Source organism: Pseudomonas batumici (assembly GCF_000820515.1).
Classification (GTDB): domain Bacteria; phylum Pseudomonadota; class Gammaproteobacteria; order Pseudomonadales; family Pseudomonadaceae; genus Aquipseudomonas; species Aquipseudomonas batumici.
In genome coordinates, this window is record NZ_JXDG01000040.1 from 16,173 (window position 1) to 31,244 (window position 15,072).

The window sequence follows — 15,072 nt, forward strand, 5'->3', positions numbered from 1 at the left end:
AACGAATCAGGTTTTGTAATCGGTGTCCAGGCGATCTAACTTGCGCAACAGTGCCGGCCAGACAAATCCGCCACCCAAACCGTCAGTTTGTACGCGCGTCGCATCAGCGATGCCTTCGAGGATAGGCGGATCAATGGGAAGCAAGTCACCACCCGCCTGCGCAGCAATCTGGATCTGACAAGCGCTTTCAAAGATGTACATCGCCAGAAATGCATCCGCGATGGTTCGCCCGACCGTGAGCAATCCGTGGTTGCGTAGCATCAAGAAACTTCCCTGTCCCAGGTCGTGCTGAAGACGCGGTTTCTCGTCATCACGCAGGGCGACACCTTCATAATCGTGATAGCCGAGGCTCCCCAGGACGAACGAAGCCTGCTGCGACACCGGCAGCAGCCCGGCTCGCTGGGCACTGACGCCAACCCCCGCCCGGGTGTGGGTATGCAGCACGCACTGGACATCCGTGCGTAGCGCATGGACAGCACTGTGAATCACGAAGCCCGCTCGGTTCACATTGAATCCCGACTCACGGACCTGATGCCCCTCCTGGTCCACCAGCACCAGGGAAGAGGCAGTGATTTCTTCGAAAAGTAGCCCGTAGGGGTTGATCAGAAAATGATGTTCCGGACCCGGGACACGGGCACTGATGTGAGTGAACACCAGATCCGTCCAACCATACAAAGCAACCAGCCGATAACACGCTGCCAAATCACATCGCAGCTGCCACTCCTGCTCACTCACTTGCGCCTTGAGCGAAGGCATCTCCATTTGAATCTCCTTACCGTTTGGGTTCTTATTGTGTTGCTCACATAAGTCCTGCACGGTAAGCATAAGGTGAGGCAAAGTGCTTCCCTGTCGCTCAAACGGACAGCTGAGAGTCATTTCAGGTCAGCGTTAATCACTGACACAGTGGCATTGAGCAAGGCGGCTCGGCAAAACGCAAACAAGCGCGTACAAATCCGCGAATCGCTCCAGAATCAGAAAAAAGGATAACCAGATGGATGGTTCAGCACGTTACACAACAGCCAATCTGCATGTTTATCTGCTGCGTTGCCTTGCTGGCATGAGCAAAGACTTTGGTATTGATCCCGTCCGCTTATGCATGGGGCTTGGCTTTGAAATAGCAGACCTTTCGGATCCTGAGTGCCGTGTCTCCTTTCGCCAGGCCAGTTCAATGATCAGGCGCGCTCTGGAAATGACCAAGACTCGGGAGCGAGGGCTGGGGCTTGATATCGGCATCAATGAAACCATCGGTTCCATTGGCTTGGTGGGGTACGCGATGCTCACCAGCCCTACGCTGGGCGATGCCATCAGCCTGGGTGTAAAAATGCAAAGCCATGCAGGAACGCTGCTACAACTTGACCGGGTCAATAGCCAGACACATGTGTCGGTTCGGGCTACCAGCCTGTTCCACGAACCCGATATCCAGGTGTTTCTGGTTGAGGAAACCTTCGGTATCTTCCTGAATCTGGTGCGAACCTTGGTGGGTGATGCGTTCAACCCGACATCCATCGAACTGACTTACCCAAAACCCTCCTACGCGGCGCAGTACGAGCAGGTGTTCAAATGCCCAGTGCGTTATGAGCAAAAGGACAACCTGTTTACGTGTGAAGCCCACTGGGTCGACAAACCGATTGCCACCTACGATCCGCTCAGCCATCGACAGGCACTGGAGTTTCTACAGATGACGGTCGCCCAACAATCGACAGAGAATGAATTCATCGAATCCATCGAGCGCATCATACGTCGTGACCTTCGCCAGACGCCGGCACTGGCGGCAGTCGCAACGCAACTGTGCATGAGCGATAGAACCTTGCGTCGGCGCCTGGCGGACCAGGGCCAGTCTTATCAGAATGTACTCGACCAGATCCGCAAGGACCGTGCGCTTGCCCTGTTGAGCAACTCACGCCTGAGCATCGAAGAAGTGGCCTATGAAGTGGGTTTCAGCGACGCCCATAACTTTCGCAGGGCCTTCAAACGATGGACAGGGCATGGGCCGCGGCAAACGCATTAATCATCCCTGACCAGTAGGGAATGCACGGACTAATTCTGGCAACTATGTATTTGAAAGTAGATCGGTATAAGGCCCTATGAATTCACGCACTTTTGCCATGCTGCATGCTGACTTCAATTGGAAAGATTAATGTCATGATTTTGATCAGTTAATCAATCAAAATTGGCGCAAGCATATCTTTTCAATGCAGGGAACAAAATTCATGCTTCTGACCAGATATATTCTGCCCTCTCTTATACTTTTCACTTACTTACCCGCTTACGCAGAGAATACCCCGCAGGGGTTTGGAGCGGGGACCATCGGTGGAGCCGGTGGGGCTGTGGTGCGGGTCCATAACCGTAATGAATTGCAGCATGCTCTGTGCCAGTCTTACGGTCCCGGCGGTTTCTGCTCTGACACCACGCCCCGTATTGTTGAGGTGGACGGTACCTTCGATTACACAGGGACCGAGGGACGAGACTCCAAACCGGGATGTGTTTATGGCGATGCCTGCCCAGCCTCCTCGCCATATAAACCGGAAACACTGGCTTTACTGAATTCCGACGACAAACATTGCGACGGCAAACCAATCATTCAGGTGGACTTCGACAAGGCCCCTAACAATCCGCTGAAGGTTGGCTCCAACAAGACAGTGATCGGCATTGGTGCTTCGGCGACGCTGAAAGGCAAGGGGCTGGCCCTGAAGGGCGTCAGGAATGTCATCATCCGCAATCTGACCTTCAGCGATATCAATCAGGGCGTCATCTTCGCCGGTGATGCGTTAACTCTGGATGATGTGGATCAGGTCTGGATTGACCATAACCATTTCAAGAACATCGGACGTCAGATGATAGTCGGCGGGTTCCAGCCCACCCTACATGTCAGCATTTCCTGGAACGATTTCGATGGCGACAATCTGTATTCCCACAACTGCAGCGGCAAACATTACTGGAACCTGCTGATGGCTGCGAAGGCGCAAAGCATCACCATGTCCTATAACTGGTTCCACCATTTCTCGGGCCGCGCGCCCAAAATTGGCGGCGACGATGTGACTGTCCATATGGTGAACAACTATTTCGAAGATGGTTCTTGGCATGCTCTGGATGCGGTCGATCCGGCCCGAGTGCTGGTCGAGGGCAATAACTTCGAAAATGTCGCCCTACCCATTACCCGGACCGATCATCCCGGCCATATTTTTGGCATGCAAGGCAGCCTGGATGCTTCCTCCCAGGCCAAATGTCACGCGGCTCTCGGACGGTCATGCTTGAGCAATATCGCCAATCCACCTCCCAAGGTGAACGGCTTTAACACCGACAGCAATGTGCTTGACGTTTTCGCCAAAATTCCTAGACCGCAGATCGAATCCCCCATCCCCGCCCAGGACGTTCCTGCGATGGTCAAGGCCGGAGCAGGTCCGGGGCATACATAACCTACGTTAAAGCGTGCCCGCTTTCATGGGCACCTCCAGTGCGTTACGCCGGCATCAACCAAGCCCGACCTGCACATGCAGAATGCGTCAGGTCGCCGTGCTGGGTGGTTTAAGACATTGTCATCAGTGGTGGGAAACAGGGGGAAGCCGTGAGCAGCTGCGCAGCTACGGCCCAGCGATCGACTCGTCATCAAGCCATCGACTCAGCAGTTGCGTCGTCAGTTGCGGATACTCCAAAGGCGGCAGATGTCCACACTCAGGCAGCATAACCAGACGCGAGTGCGGTATGCCCCTATGGATCTCTTCGGACTCTACCGGGGGAGTAATTTCGTCGTCTTCCCCCACCACTATCAAGGTAGGTACTGCAATCGTCTCAAGCACAGGGCGGTAATCCGGGCGCTCGATGATCGCCTGCTGTTGCCGGACGAAACCGTCCTTTCCTATCGCTTGTGCCATCGCCTGAACAGTGTCCGCAATGGCGGTACCGATACAACGCGGATGCATGAGTTTGGGCAGCAGTTGCGGCGTGACGCCCTTGAACCTGCCAAGTTGTGCAAGGCTCAACAGGCCACGTCGCGCCTTGGCTCGGGCTTCATCGTCCGGTCGCACCATCGTGTCTATCAGGGCCAGTTTCATCACCCGTTCAGGCGCCTGTCGCATGATTTCCATGGCCACATAACCGCCCATGGACAAGGCTGCGAGTGCAAAAACCGGGGGAGCTTCATCCAGTGTTCGTTCCGCCATCTGCGCAATACTGGCGTCGAGGGAGACATCTGGAATGAAGATGTGTCTTGAGTGTTCCAGGGCAGCCTTTTGGTGCGCCCATAGCCGCTCATCGCAAAGCAATCCGGGAATGAGTACGAGCGGCGTGTTGTTGAAGGCCAACGGCGGTCTCCTTCGAAAGGTGTCGGTCAAGAATGGTCGGTTATTGCAGGGGGGCAGGCTCATGGAGTGAACACATCAGCCGATGGTTCAAAGCATGTATCCAGCCCAAACTTTGCGATTGACCAGATCGGCGGCAATTTCGATAAAGGCATCCCCGACGAATTTGGCGGCCGGACTGACTCGCCTGTCCGCCGGAAAAACCTGAACCAGTTTGCGCATGGGCACAGGATCCACCAAAGGTGCCGCGCACAGCGCACCAGCTTCAAGGTGTGGGTAAATCGACGCCAGTGGCAAGGCCGTCAAACCAAAGCCATTGCGAACCAGATCGATCATCGCGCCGAACGAATCAGCTTCAACACGGGTCTTGAGCTTGATCCCGACTTCGCGAGCGCAGTTGTCCATGATCACGCGAAGGCCGTGGCGGGCGCTTGGCAATATCAGTTGCTGCTCGGCCAAAGACACGAAAGCTACCGGCGTATCGATGCGCAAGTTGGCACTGGCGGGGCCGACCAGCAGCAGGTTCTCCATCATCACCGGCACAATTCGAAGCGTATGCAGCGGTTGCGGGTCATAGGAAATAGCCAGCTCCAACTCACCGCGCTGAACCCAATCGAGCAAGTAACCACTGAAGGCCGAGGAGAATCTGACAGCCAGATTGGGATGCACGTCGCGGATCTTGCGCACCAGCGGTACGGTAACGATTTCGGCAACTGTGGGCGTCGTACCGATGACGACCGTTCCACGAAAAGATGATCGGCCGCCGACGACCGAACTTCGAATCGACTCCATTTCCTCCATGATTCGAGTCGCGTGGGCCAGCACTTCGCGGCCGACATCGGTAATTTCCATGCCGCGCCCGTGTCGCTCGAACAGATAGGCGCCGAGCTCTTTCTCCAACATTCTGATTTGTCGGCTGAGTGCCGGTTGCGCGATATGAAGACGGTCCGAGGCCTTGCTAAGACTGCCCAGCTCGGCCACATGAATCAAGGTTTTGAGTTGAACAACATCCATTACCGGGCCAGTCAGCGTCAGGCTCGGCGCGATATGCGCCGGAACAGTGATAGCAGTGTAAACGTATTTACGAGCCTTGGATTACCCTGAAAACCACGTGCAGTGAGGCCTGGCGTCCTTCGGACACGCTGTATCCCTCAGCCCGCCGGGGCTGCGCGCCTAGCTATAGAATCTGGGCATATCAGCTAGACCTGTTTGACGGCTTATTACCCTTCTCACTCTGCGGTAGCGTTCAATCAACGTCGACGCCAAAGAGCGCTCGACTCACTACAAGAATAAGATTCGAGGGCTAGCGCCATGATCCCCACCGTTTGTTCTTACCTGGCCTGTTCGATTTTTCCGGACCACGAACCGTTCACCTCTCTTGTCCATCCTCCCTCTCCCTTCTCTTCAGAAAACCAGGCAAAGAGCGGATTCACGCCTCTTCGTTAAACCCATCAACCCATAGAGTCGTCACGTCGGGTGCGCATCAGCGTACGCCTCGTTTCGCCTCGCCTTGAAGAAAGGGTGAACATCATGTCGACATCAATCACAGGCTCGGAAGACCACGCTGCCGAGACCGCCCCCCTGAACACCCCGAGCCGCATAAAGGCCATCGTCGGGGCATGCTCAGGCAATCTGGTGGAGTGGTACGACTTTTTCATTTACGCCTATACCGCCATCTACTTTGCCGCCTCGTTTTTCCCCAAAGGGGACACCACCAGCCAACTACTGGCAACCGCCGGTGTTTTCGCTGTTGGTTTTTTCATGCGTCCACTCGGCGGCTGGATTTTCGGCTGGCTCGCTGACACTCGCGGCCGCAAGGTCTCGATGATCATCTCGGTGTTCATGATGTGCGCCGGATCACTGCTGATCGCCATCATGCCGACCTACGACACCGTAGGGGTTGCAGCGCCGATTCTACTTGTAGTCGCCAGACTGATTCAGGGCCTGTCCGTCGGTGCGGAGTACGGCACCGGCGCCACCTACATCAGCGAAATCGCGACACCCGGGCGTCGCTGCTTCTATGGATCCTTTCAGTACCTCACCATCATCGCGGGTCAGCTGCTGGCCTTAATGACCGTGGTCATTCTCCAACAAGCCCTCAGCGCCGAGGCGTTGCACACATGGGGCTGGAGGATTCCGTTCTTCATCGGTGCCCTGAGTTCAATCGTCGTGGTGTATCTGCGGCGCTCGATGCATGAAACCGCCACCAAAAAAGACATGACCCGCAAAGGTGCCGGCTCCCTGCGCGGCCTGTTCAAACACAAACGGGCCGTCGCTTTGGTGGTGGCGTTCACCATCGGTGGCTCGCTGTATTTCTACACCTTCACCACCTACATGCAGAAGTTCCTGGTGATCTCCGCGGGCTTCAGCCCGGAAACAGTCAGCTTCATCATGACAGCGGCCCTGGTCGGCTTCATGTTCTGCCAACCCCTGTTTGGTTTGCTCGCCGACCGTGTCGGGATCAAGACGCACATGCTGATGTTTTCCGGGCTGGCCATGGTACTGGTGATCCCACTGCTTTATTCGCTGCAGTCAATCACCAGCCCATTTACGGCCTTCCTGTTGGTACTTGGCGGCCTAGTCATTGCGTCGTTTTACACCCCGGTTGCCGGAATCGTCAAAGCCGAACTCTTCCCACCAGCGGTACGGGCATTGGGTGTGGGCTTTCCCTATGCCGTCGGCAATGCAGCGTTCGGCGGCACCGCCGAATACGTCGCCTTGTCGCTTCGATCACAGGGTATCGAGGCATATTTCTTCGTCTACGTCGCGGCGGTCCTGAGCATCACCTTCATCGCCTCGATGTTGATGCCGAACCTGTCACGCTATGGATACATCAGCGGTTCAGGTGAAATTGAAGAACGCACGGGGCTCAAGAGTTGTGTAAAGCCATACGCCGCGAGAATCTGACGCGACTTGAAAGGGCCCATGATGATCCATGGCAGCTTTCCAGCGCCGTCGGGACTTGATGGTGACGTAGCCGATTGATGAAATGTTAGCTCAGCGTCATCGCACCATGAGCTAACCTTGAAGTAGATCAAATCGACACTCCGGGCAAGGCCACGCCACACCGCTTTGATTTGCATCATCTGGACGATGCCGCGCTCAACGCACACTGGATGCGCCTCGCTTGCGCGAGAGGGATGACGCGAGTGGAAACGACTCGTGCGGGAGCCGCGACATGTGCGCAAAATTCACGCTGTGTGTCGTGCTGGCATGTCTCTGCGGGCTTGCCTGGGGCGCGGACGGCGCCGCACAGAGCGCCGAACCGCACGTCGCGATCCTCGTTTACCACCGTTTTTCCGATACGGCGGACGACTCGATGACCGTGCGCATGCACACCTTCGAGAGCCAGTTGCGCGTCCTGCACGAGCGGGGTTACCAGATCGTCCCGCTGCGTGAGGTGGTCGACTGGCTGCGCGATCCCAATGTGACGCTGCCGCCAAAGCCGGTGGTGATCACGGTGGACGACGGGCATCGTTCGGTATTCGAGAAACTGCTGCCCATCGTGCTGCGCGAGCGGTTTCCGATCACGCTGTTCATCTACCCGTCGGCGATCTCGAACGCCTCCTATGCGCTGACCTGGGAGCAATTGCGCACCCTGAAACAGACCGGGCTCATCGACATCCAGTCGCACACCTACTGGCATCCCAACTTCAAGGTCGAGCGCAGACAGCGTACACCCGCGGACTTCCAGCAGTTCGTGCGCGCGCAACTCGACCATTCGCGCCGCCGTCTCGAGGCGCAAACCGGTGCTCCGGTCGACATGCTCGCGTGGCCGTTCGGCATTTACGACGACGAGTTGATCGCGCTCGCTGCCGACGAGCACTACGTGGCCGCCTTTACGCTGGACGCGCGCAAGGCTGACCGCCACTCACGGTTACTCGCACTGCCGCGTTTCCTGATGATCGATGCCTATGGTGCCAACGCGTTCGCGCACCTGCTCGGCGAACCGAACACCCCACCCATGCCAGGAAACCCACAATGACCTTCCGGCGCCCACTGAAGCGATACACAATCCCGGCGCTGCTCGCCATCGCCGCCCTGCTGACAGGTCGAGGCGCCCTGGCCGTCAGCGGTGTCGTGCTCGACTCAAGCACGCAGAACCCGGTCGTCGGCGCAATCGTCACGACAACTGCCGGGGTGATCCGTACCGACGAAGACGGGCGATTCGAGACCACAGAGGCGGTCACGAGCGTCGGAGCCCGCGCGCCAGGCTATCTGCGCACGGAAGCGACGGTCTCCGACGAAACGCCGTTGACGCTGGTGTTGACCCCGTTTCGACCGAAAGCCGTCTATCTGTCGGTGTTCGGCATAACCAACGCGACGCTGCGCAACAAGGCCATCAGCCTTGCCGACAGCAGCGTGATCAATGCCTTGGTGATCGACGTCAAGGGTGACCGCGGCCTGACAGCCTATCGCAGTGTGGCCCGCGAGAAGATCGGCGCGGCGGCCCGGGTGAGCACACGTGCACCACAGCTACGGAACTTTCCTGCGCTGTTGGCCAGGCTGCATGAGCAGCACCTGTACCTGATCGCACGCATTGTGGTGTTCAAGGACGACCCGCTCGCCAACGCGCATCCGGAATGGAGCGTGCACACCACGGAGGGCGAACCGTGGCGCGATGGCGAGCAGTTACAATGGATGGACCCGTTTTCCCCCGACGTCTGGCAGCACAATATCGATGTCGCCGAAGAGGCGGCACGGATGGGCTTCGACGAGATCCAGTTCGACTATGTGCGCTTTCCCGACAAGGGCGGGTTGCGCTTTGCCCAGCCGAGCACCCGGCGCAACCGGACGGCGGCGATCGTCGGCTTCCTGCAGAACGCACGCACGCGCCTGGCGCCCTACAACGTGTTCGTCTCCGCGGATATCTTCGGCTACGTCAGCTGGAATCTCGACGATACCGCGATCGGCCAGCAACTCGAAACGCTCGGCGCACCGCTCGACTATATTTCGCCGATGCTCTACCCGTCCGGTTTCGCCTGGGGCCTGCCGGGCTTGAGCGACCCGGTCACCGATCCCGGCCAGATCATCAGACGCTCCCTGGCGGAGGCCGTGAAGCGCACCCGTCTGCCGGGCGTGCGCTTTCGTCCGTGGCTACAGGCCTTTCGCGATTATGCGTTCGATCATCGCGTGTTTGACGCCACGGCAATCAATGCGCAGATACAGGCCGCCGACGCCGCCGACAGCGATGGATGGATGTTATGGAACCCGCACAATCACTACGACGCCGCCGATTTACCGCAGCACTGATCGGCGTGCTGAAGCACTGGGCGCTGCTGGGCGCCCTGGCGACGGCGCAGCTGGCCGGTGCCGCCGATCTCGATACGGCAGCGCGCCTGCAAGCCACGCAGATCGTCGAGGGACAGATCGCCGCCGGACGCATCCCGGGGGCCGTGGTGCTGATCGGGGACGCCACCCACGTGTTCTACCGCGAAGCCTTCGGACTGCGCGCGACCCTCCCGGACCGCGAAGCGATGACGCTGAACACCGAGTTCGATCTCGCCTCGCTGACCAAGGTCATCGCCACCACCACGGCGATCATGCAACTGGCCGAAGCCGGCCGCATCGACCTGAACGCCCCTGTTACGCGGTACTGGCCCGCCTTCGCGGCGAACGGCAAAGAAGCGGTGACCGTGCATGACCTGCTCGCCCACACCTCGGGGCTACGCCCGGACCTGTCCGCACGCCCCGCGCAACCGGGCCGCGAAGGCGTGCTGAAGGCGATCGCCGCAGAGCGCCCGCGCAGCGCGCCGGGTGAACGGGTCATCTACAGTGACCTGAATTTCGTGGTGCTCGGCGAACTGGTCGAGCGCATCAGCCAGCGTCCGCTCGACGCCTATTGCCAGGCTCACATCTTCGCGCCGCTGGGCATGCGCGACACGCTCTTTCTGCCGGACGCCGGGCGAACGGCACGCACCGCGCCGACGCTCGCCGACAGCAGCCGCGTACGCCGCGGTCAGGTGCACGATCCGACCGCCCAATGGATGGATGGCGTTTCCGGCAACGCCGGGCTGTTTTCCACGGCGGACGACCTTGCCCGCTTCGCCCAGATGCTGCTGAACGATGGACACGCGGGCGCCACGCGGATTCTGCAACCGCAGAGCATCGCCGCGCTCACCGCTGCCGCCCCGCCGCTCTCGGCCGTACCGTGGCGCGGTCTCGGCTGGGAACTGGCCGCACCGTTGGTGTCGAACCATGACCGCCTGCCGCCGATCGGCGTCATCGGCCACACCGGATATACCGGTACGGGGCTGTGGGTCGATCTGGTGACCCATCAGTTCATCGTCATCCTGAGCAACCGCGTGTATCCGCGCGGCGGCGGTGATGCCCGCCCATTGCGTGCGCAGTTGCTCGCGCTGCTGGCAAGCCGGACCCCGCCGATGAGCGCCGCGCAGATCGGCCGGTTGCTGCCGTCGACGTTGCCGGCCCTGCGGGCCGCCGAGCGCCTGCCGACCTCGACAGGCCCGGTACAGGCCGGCATCGACGTGCTTGAAGCACAGCAGTTTGCTCCGCTTGCCGGCCTGCGCGTGGGCCTGCTCACCCATCACAGCGGCTTCGACGCCGAGGGCAGGCGCACCGTCGACGTACTCGCCCACGCGCCAGGCGTCACGCTGGCCGCCTTGTTCTCGCCGGAGCATGGGCTGAACACCGACGTGGACGAGCGGGTCGGCGACGTGCTCGACCCGGCGACAGGCCTCACCATACACAGTCTCTACGGCGCGACGCGGCGCTTCCCGAGCGATTCGCTCCGTGGACTGGATGCACTGGTCTTCGATATCCAGGATGCCGGCGTACGCTTCTTCACCTATGAAACGACACTGGGTTACGCGCTCGAAGCCGCGGCGGCGCGTGGCATCCCGCTGTTTGTGCTGGACCGGCCCGACCCGCTCGGCGCGCAGCGCTTCGGTGGACCGGTGCTGGACAGCCGCCGCGAATCATTCACCGGCTACTTCCCGGCACCGCTGGTACCCGGCATGACGCTCGGCGAACTGGCGAATCTTTTCAATCGCAACAAGCACATCGGTGCGGATCTGCGCGTCGTGCCGATGCAGGGGTACCGCCGTGCGATGACGTTTGCCGACACCGGTCTCGGTTGGGTGCCGCCGTCGCCGAACCTGCGCACACTGCCCCAGCTGGACCTGTACCCGGATGTCGGTTTGCTCGAAGGCGCGAACCTGAGTGTGGGCCGCGGTACCGCGCATCCGTTCGAGTGGATCGGCGCGCCGTGGATCGACGCGACTCGACTGGCCAACGCGCTGAATGCGCTTGATACGGGCGCGCATTTCGAGGCGGTCGACTTCGTTCCCACCGAGTCAACCTGGCGCGGCAGACTCTGTCATGGCGTGAGCATCACGCGCGACACGGCATCCCTACCCCACCCCGTCGCCAGCCTGGGCTTGACGCTGCTCGCCACCCTGCACGCGCTCTACCCCGAGACCTTCGATCTGGCGGCGACCCGCGCGTCAGTCGGCTCGCAGGCCGTGTGGCAAGCGATTCACGACGGTGCGACGGCTGATGCGGCGCAAGCGCTCGATGCCACAGCGCTGGAGCACTTCGCGCGACTGCGGCAGGAGAGCTTGTACTACTGATCTCGACGATGCCGGAGGCGTTTATCCGTCACCGCCGAGGTCCGGGCTGAAACCAAGGCCCGGCCTTTGGAAGCGCTCAAGGCATCAGGATCACCGACCCCGTCACCCGCCGTGCCGCGATGTCCTCATGGGCGCGGCCAACCTCGCGAAGCGGGTATCGCGTGATGGGGAGTTGACCGAAGATGCCGTCCTGCAGAGCCGCAAAGAGCTCCCGGCTCGCGGCATCCAGAATCGCGCGACTGTTCACCACCTGGCCAGTGACGGGCTGGACATAACGAATGGCGCGCGCCTCCAGAGCCGCCTTGTCGACCTTCGCGGGTCCCGACGCGTTGCCCAGGTGCACGAGGTCACCCCCGTCGCGAACCGACGCCACCGATGCGGTGAAAGTCGTCGCGCCGACAAGCTCGTAGACGACATCGACGCCGTGACCGCCATTCAACGCCCTCACCTTGGCGACCAGATCCGCATCGTTGACGTCGAGCACCTGTTCGATGCCACGCTCGCGGACAGCCTTCATCTTGTGGGGGCTCCCAACCGTTGCGATGACCTTCGCACCGAGCGCTTGCGCCCACAATGCAACGAGTGACCCTACGCCGCCCGCCGCGGCGTGAACCAGCACGGTCTCGCCCGGTTTCACGACATGGACTTGCTTGACCAATGCCCACGCGCTCAAGCCTTTGGTGAAGATCGCAGCAGACTGCTCGCTCGACACCCCCGCCGGCAGCTTCACCAGCGCCTCGGCCTCGACGAGGCGTTCGTCGGCGTAGGCACCCAGCGCAAACCAATAGCCGACCCGGTCCCCGACCTTCACATGGGTGACACCCGCGCCAACGGCCTCGATGACACCCGCGCCCTCAACGCCGGGGGTGAAGGGAAGCGGTACCGGAAAGGTACCGTCTCGAAACATCGTGTCGACAAAGTTGACGCCAACGGCTTCCTGCTTGAGCCGGACTTGGCCCGCACCGGGTTCGCCAACCTCGACGTTCTCATGCTGCAGGACCGAGGGGGCTCCGGTTTTAGAAATACGAATATGCTGTGCCATGACTTATCTCGCGTTCAATGAAGGTTGGAATGCCGGCCAAGCCGGGCATCGATCTTTCATCCCGCTCTTGCGTTCCAGAGCGCGCCAAGCGGGTATGGCACTGATCTTATTGTCTTCAACCAGACTGATAAATGTCAGCTTTGGCGCACCAGTGTTCCTGTTTAGGTGATAATGAGCGTCCCCATGAATTGATTCGAGAGATGCCATGGACCAACTGAGCGCCGTTCGCGCCTTCATACGTGTGGTGGAAACCGGCAGCTTCACCAAGGCGGCGGATTCGTTGGAGCTGCCTCGCAACACGGTGACGAAATTGGTCCAGGCGCTCGAGGCGCACCTGCAAGTCAAGCTGTTGAATCGGACAACCAGGCGCGTCGCATTGACCAGCGAGGGGGCGGCGTATCAGGAACGCATGTCGCGTATCCTGGAGCAGTGGCAGGAAGCGGAAGCAGACCTGACCAGTGCTCGACGGCGCCCCCGCGGTCGACTACGGGTCGACATGGGCTCGATGATCGCCACCCAGTTGGTGATTCCTGCGCTGCCGGCATTCCACGAACGCTACCCTGAGCTGCAGTTGGACATTGGCGCCAGTGATCGGCCGATCGACTTAATCAACGACCGGGTCGACTGCGCCGTGCGCGCCGGCAACCTCACGGATCCCTCGCTGGTCGTACGCCCTCTCGGTGATCTGCCGTTTGTCCTGTGCGCAACCCCGCAGTATCTGAGAAAACACGGGACGCCCGAGCTCCCGGCGGATCTGGAGGTCGGACACACCCTGGTCCGCTACGTCTATGCCGGTTCCGGGCGTAAATCGCCGATCGTGCTCAACGCCGATGCGCAGCAGATCACCGTGCAGGGCCACTATCTTGTGTCGGTCAATGACGGGAATGCCGCGCTGGCAGCCGGACTCGCCGGGCTCGGCATCCTGCATACCCTGCGTCTTGTCGCCCAGCCTCATATCGACGCGGGTACCTTGGTCCCGTTGCTGACTGCCTGGCCCACCGATTCGGTGCCCATATCGATCATCTACGCGCCGAACCGGCACTTGAGCGCACGTCTACGGGTTTTCGTCGATTGGATGGTGCAGCTGTTCGAGGCGCTTCCGGAAGAGCAACGGGCGACCAGACCGATCCATGCCCCCCGCACCTAGGCTGAACCGATCACTGGCCATCGGTGTGTGTCTGGACATATTTCGCGGGTGCCAGGCCGATCATCCGAGTGAAGTCTCTGATGAAGTGTGCCTGATCAAAATAACCCAGCTTGAGCGCGAGCTCTGTCCCCGGCCTGGCTTCGCCGCTCTGCAGTAGGGCCAGCGCTTCATGTAACCGGTATCGGGCAATCACCCACTTTGGACTGACACCCACGTAGTGGGCAAACAAGCGTTGTAACTGCCGCTCGCTGAAACCGGACAGCTCACTGAGCTGTGCCACCGTCGTCAGACTATTGTTTGACGCGACTTGGGCGATAAGGTCATTGAGCCGTTGTACACGCTCATCGGGTTGCGGTAGGCAGGCACACAGCAACGCTTCCGATAGCTCACACAGGCTGGCCATCCCCGGACATTCGAGGTGCTCGGCCAACCTGTCGATCAGCGCCCCGAAGACCTCGGAGGCCGGGATCGATCGATTGGCCAGGCGGCTGACCGGTCCGCCCAGAAAAGGTTGGAATGCGGCGGGACGAAACTTGATGCCAAACGCCCAGTCGTTGCCGGACAGCGTCTTGCTGAAGCGGGAACGACGGGGTCCCCATACATGGGCCTGACCCCTTTCCACTACGAGATGCACATTGGGGTGAGGCAGGGTTTCCTGTTGCTGTGCCGGCTGATCACCGAGATTCCAGCTGACATGCCAATAATGTTCGACCCATTCCGCCAGCTGGCCTGATGGTGCCTCGCGAAGGTGAGTGAACTGCGAACTCTTCAATCGTTGATTAAGGACGCCTCGGGCGGGCTCCGAGATAGCAGTCGCTGCCAGTCGTGTTTTTCCAATCATCTTCGATCGCCATCTGCTCCAATGCAAATCAGGGACAGGTCCGACTGTGTGGACCGGTCAAACAGGCCGCTGATTCCGGCAGAGGCTGACTGTAAACAGTCGAGGGATTGGCGTCGACAACAACAGGGTCCGGTTCAGCATGACCTGGACTG

12 protein-coding genes are annotated in these 15,072 nt (G+C 60.0%); 7 read left to right on the plus strand and 5 right to left on the minus strand.

The genetic code is table 11. The annotated features are described in order from the left end of the window. Window positions 1-6: 6 nt before the first annotated feature. Window positions 7-762, minus strand: a complete 756-nt coding sequence (locus UCMB321_RS15220; protein WP_040068220.1) for a class II aldolase/adducin family protein — start codon at window positions 760-762, stop codon at window positions 7-9. 229 nt (window positions 763-991) lie between these two features. Between UCMB321_RS15220 and UCMB321_RS15225 the strand changes: the two genes are divergently transcribed. Together UCMB321_RS15225 and UCMB321_RS29510 are read left to right on the plus strand one after the other, a co-directional pair. Then, window positions 992-2,008: an AraC family transcriptional regulator gene (locus UCMB321_RS15225; protein WP_040068222.1), complete on the plus strand. Its 1,017-nt coding sequence runs from the start codon at window positions 992-994 to the stop codon at window positions 2,006-2,008. Between the two features lie 202 nt (window positions 2,009-2,210). Next, window positions 2,211-3,416: a pectate lyase family protein gene (locus tag UCMB321_RS29510; protein ID WP_084615044.1), complete on the plus strand. Its 1,206-nt coding sequence runs from the start codon at window positions 2,211-2,213 to the stop codon at window positions 3,414-3,416. A 165-nt stretch (window positions 3,417-3,581) separates the two neighbouring features. Here UCMB321_RS29510 and UCMB321_RS15235 read toward each other — a convergent pair whose 3' ends face one another. Together UCMB321_RS15235 and UCMB321_RS15240 are read right to left on the minus strand one after the other, a co-directional pair. Beyond that, entirely contained in the window at window positions 3,582-4,301 is a 720-nt protein-coding gene (locus tag UCMB321_RS15235; protein ID WP_040068224.1) for an alpha/beta fold hydrolase, read from the minus strand. An 87-nt stretch (window positions 4,302-4,388) separates the two neighbouring features. Continuing rightward, complete coding sequence (locus UCMB321_RS15240) at window positions 4,389-5,312, minus strand: LysR family transcriptional regulator (RefSeq protein WP_040068226.1); 924 nt, start codon at window positions 5,310-5,312, stop codon at window positions 4,389-4,391. A 516-nt stretch (window positions 5,313-5,828) separates the two neighbouring features. On the opposite strand from UCMB321_RS15240, the gene UCMB321_RS15245 reads away from it, so the two are divergent. The 4 genes from UCMB321_RS15245 to UCMB321_RS15260 all read left to right on the plus strand — a co-directional run bounded on the left by UCMB321_RS15245 (window position 5,829) and on the right by UCMB321_RS15260 (window position 11,890). Beyond that, entirely contained in the window at window positions 5,829-7,205 is a 1,377-nt protein-coding gene (locus UCMB321_RS15245; RefSeq protein WP_040068459.1) for an MFS family transporter, read from the plus strand. 271 nt (window positions 7,206-7,476) lie between these two features. Next, window positions 7,477-8,283 carry a polysaccharide deacetylase family protein gene (locus tag UCMB321_RS15250; RefSeq protein WP_040068227.1) on the plus strand — a complete coding sequence of 269 codons (807 nt, stop codon included), beginning with the start codon at window positions 7,477-7,479 and terminating at the stop codon, window positions 8,281-8,283. Then, window positions 8,280-9,551: a putative glycoside hydrolase gene (locus UCMB321_RS15255; RefSeq protein ID WP_040068228.1), complete on the plus strand. Its 1,272-nt coding sequence runs from the start codon at window positions 8,280-8,282 to the stop codon at window positions 9,549-9,551. The genes UCMB321_RS15250 and UCMB321_RS15255 overlap by 4 nt, the downstream gene beginning before the upstream one ends. Beyond that, entirely contained in the window at window positions 9,503-11,890 is a 2,388-nt protein-coding gene (locus UCMB321_RS15260; RefSeq protein WP_084615046.1) for an exo-beta-N-acetylmuramidase NamZ domain-containing protein, read from the plus strand. Before UCMB321_RS15255 ends, UCMB321_RS15260 begins: the two co-directional genes overlap by 49 nt. 76 nt (window positions 11,891-11,966) lie before the next feature. Here the strand turns inward: UCMB321_RS15260 and UCMB321_RS15265 are convergent, their stop codons facing one another. Further along, on the minus strand, window positions 11,967-12,932 hold the full coding sequence (locus UCMB321_RS15265) for a quinone oxidoreductase family protein (RefSeq protein ID WP_040068230.1): 966 nt from the start codon (window positions 12,930-12,932) through the stop codon (window positions 11,967-11,969). A gap of 205 nt (window positions 12,933-13,137) precedes the next feature. Here UCMB321_RS15265 and UCMB321_RS15270 point away from each other — a divergent pair, with 205 nt between their 5' ends. Continuing rightward, on the plus strand, window positions 13,138-14,079 hold the full coding sequence (locus tag UCMB321_RS15270; protein ID WP_040068232.1) for a LysR family transcriptional regulator: 942 nt from the start codon (window positions 13,138-13,140) through the stop codon (window positions 14,077-14,079). A gap of 10 nt (window positions 14,080-14,089) precedes the next feature. Here the strand turns inward: UCMB321_RS15270 and UCMB321_RS15275 are convergent, their stop codons facing one another. Continuing rightward, window positions 14,090-14,920: a helix-turn-helix domain-containing protein gene (locus UCMB321_RS15275; RefSeq protein ID WP_040068234.1), complete on the minus strand. Its 831-nt coding sequence runs from the start codon at window positions 14,918-14,920 to the stop codon at window positions 14,090-14,092. Between the last annotated feature and the right edge of the window lie 152 nt (window positions 14,921-15,072).

Bases quoted from the DNA above. Each gene is read 5' to 3' on its own strand.
- UCMB321_RS15220 (WP_040068220.1), bottom strand. From the start codon at position 762: ATGGAGATGCCTTCGCTCAAGGCGCAAGTGAGTGAGCAGGAGTGGCAG.
- UCMB321_RS15225 (WP_040068222.1), top strand. From the start codon at position 992: ATGGATGGTTCAGCACGTTACACAACAGCCAATCTGCATGTTTATCTG.
- UCMB321_RS29510 (WP_084615044.1), top strand. From the start codon at position 2,211: ATGCTTCTGACCAGATATATTCTGCCCTCTCTTATACTTTTCACTTAC.
- UCMB321_RS15240 (WP_040068226.1), bottom strand. From the start codon at position 5,312: ATGGATGTTGTTCAACTCAAAACCTTGATTCATGTGGCCGAGCTGGGC.
- UCMB321_RS15245 (WP_040068459.1), top strand. From the start codon at position 5,829: ATGTCGACATCAATCACAGGCTCGGAAGACCACGCTGCCGAGACCGCC.
- UCMB321_RS15250 (WP_040068227.1), top strand. From the start codon at position 7,477: ATGTGCGCAAAATTCACGCTGTGTGTCGTGCTGGCATGTCTCTGCGGG.
- UCMB321_RS15255 (WP_040068228.1), top strand. From the start codon at position 8,280: ATGACCTTCCGGCGCCCACTGAAGCGATACACAATCCCGGCGCTGCTC.
- UCMB321_RS15260 (WP_084615046.1), top strand. From the start codon at position 9,503: ATGGAACCCGCACAATCACTACGACGCCGCCGATTTACCGCAGCACTG.
- UCMB321_RS15265 (WP_040068230.1), bottom strand. From the start codon at position 12,932: ATGGCACAGCATATTCGTATTTCTAAAACCGGAGCCCCCTCGGTCCTG.
- UCMB321_RS15270 (WP_040068232.1), top strand. From the start codon at position 13,138: ATGGACCAACTGAGCGCCGTTCGCGCCTTCATACGTGTGGTGGAAACC.
- UCMB321_RS15275 (WP_040068234.1), bottom strand. From the start codon at position 14,920: ATGATTGGAAAAACACGACTGGCAGCGACTGCTATCTCGGAGCCCGCC.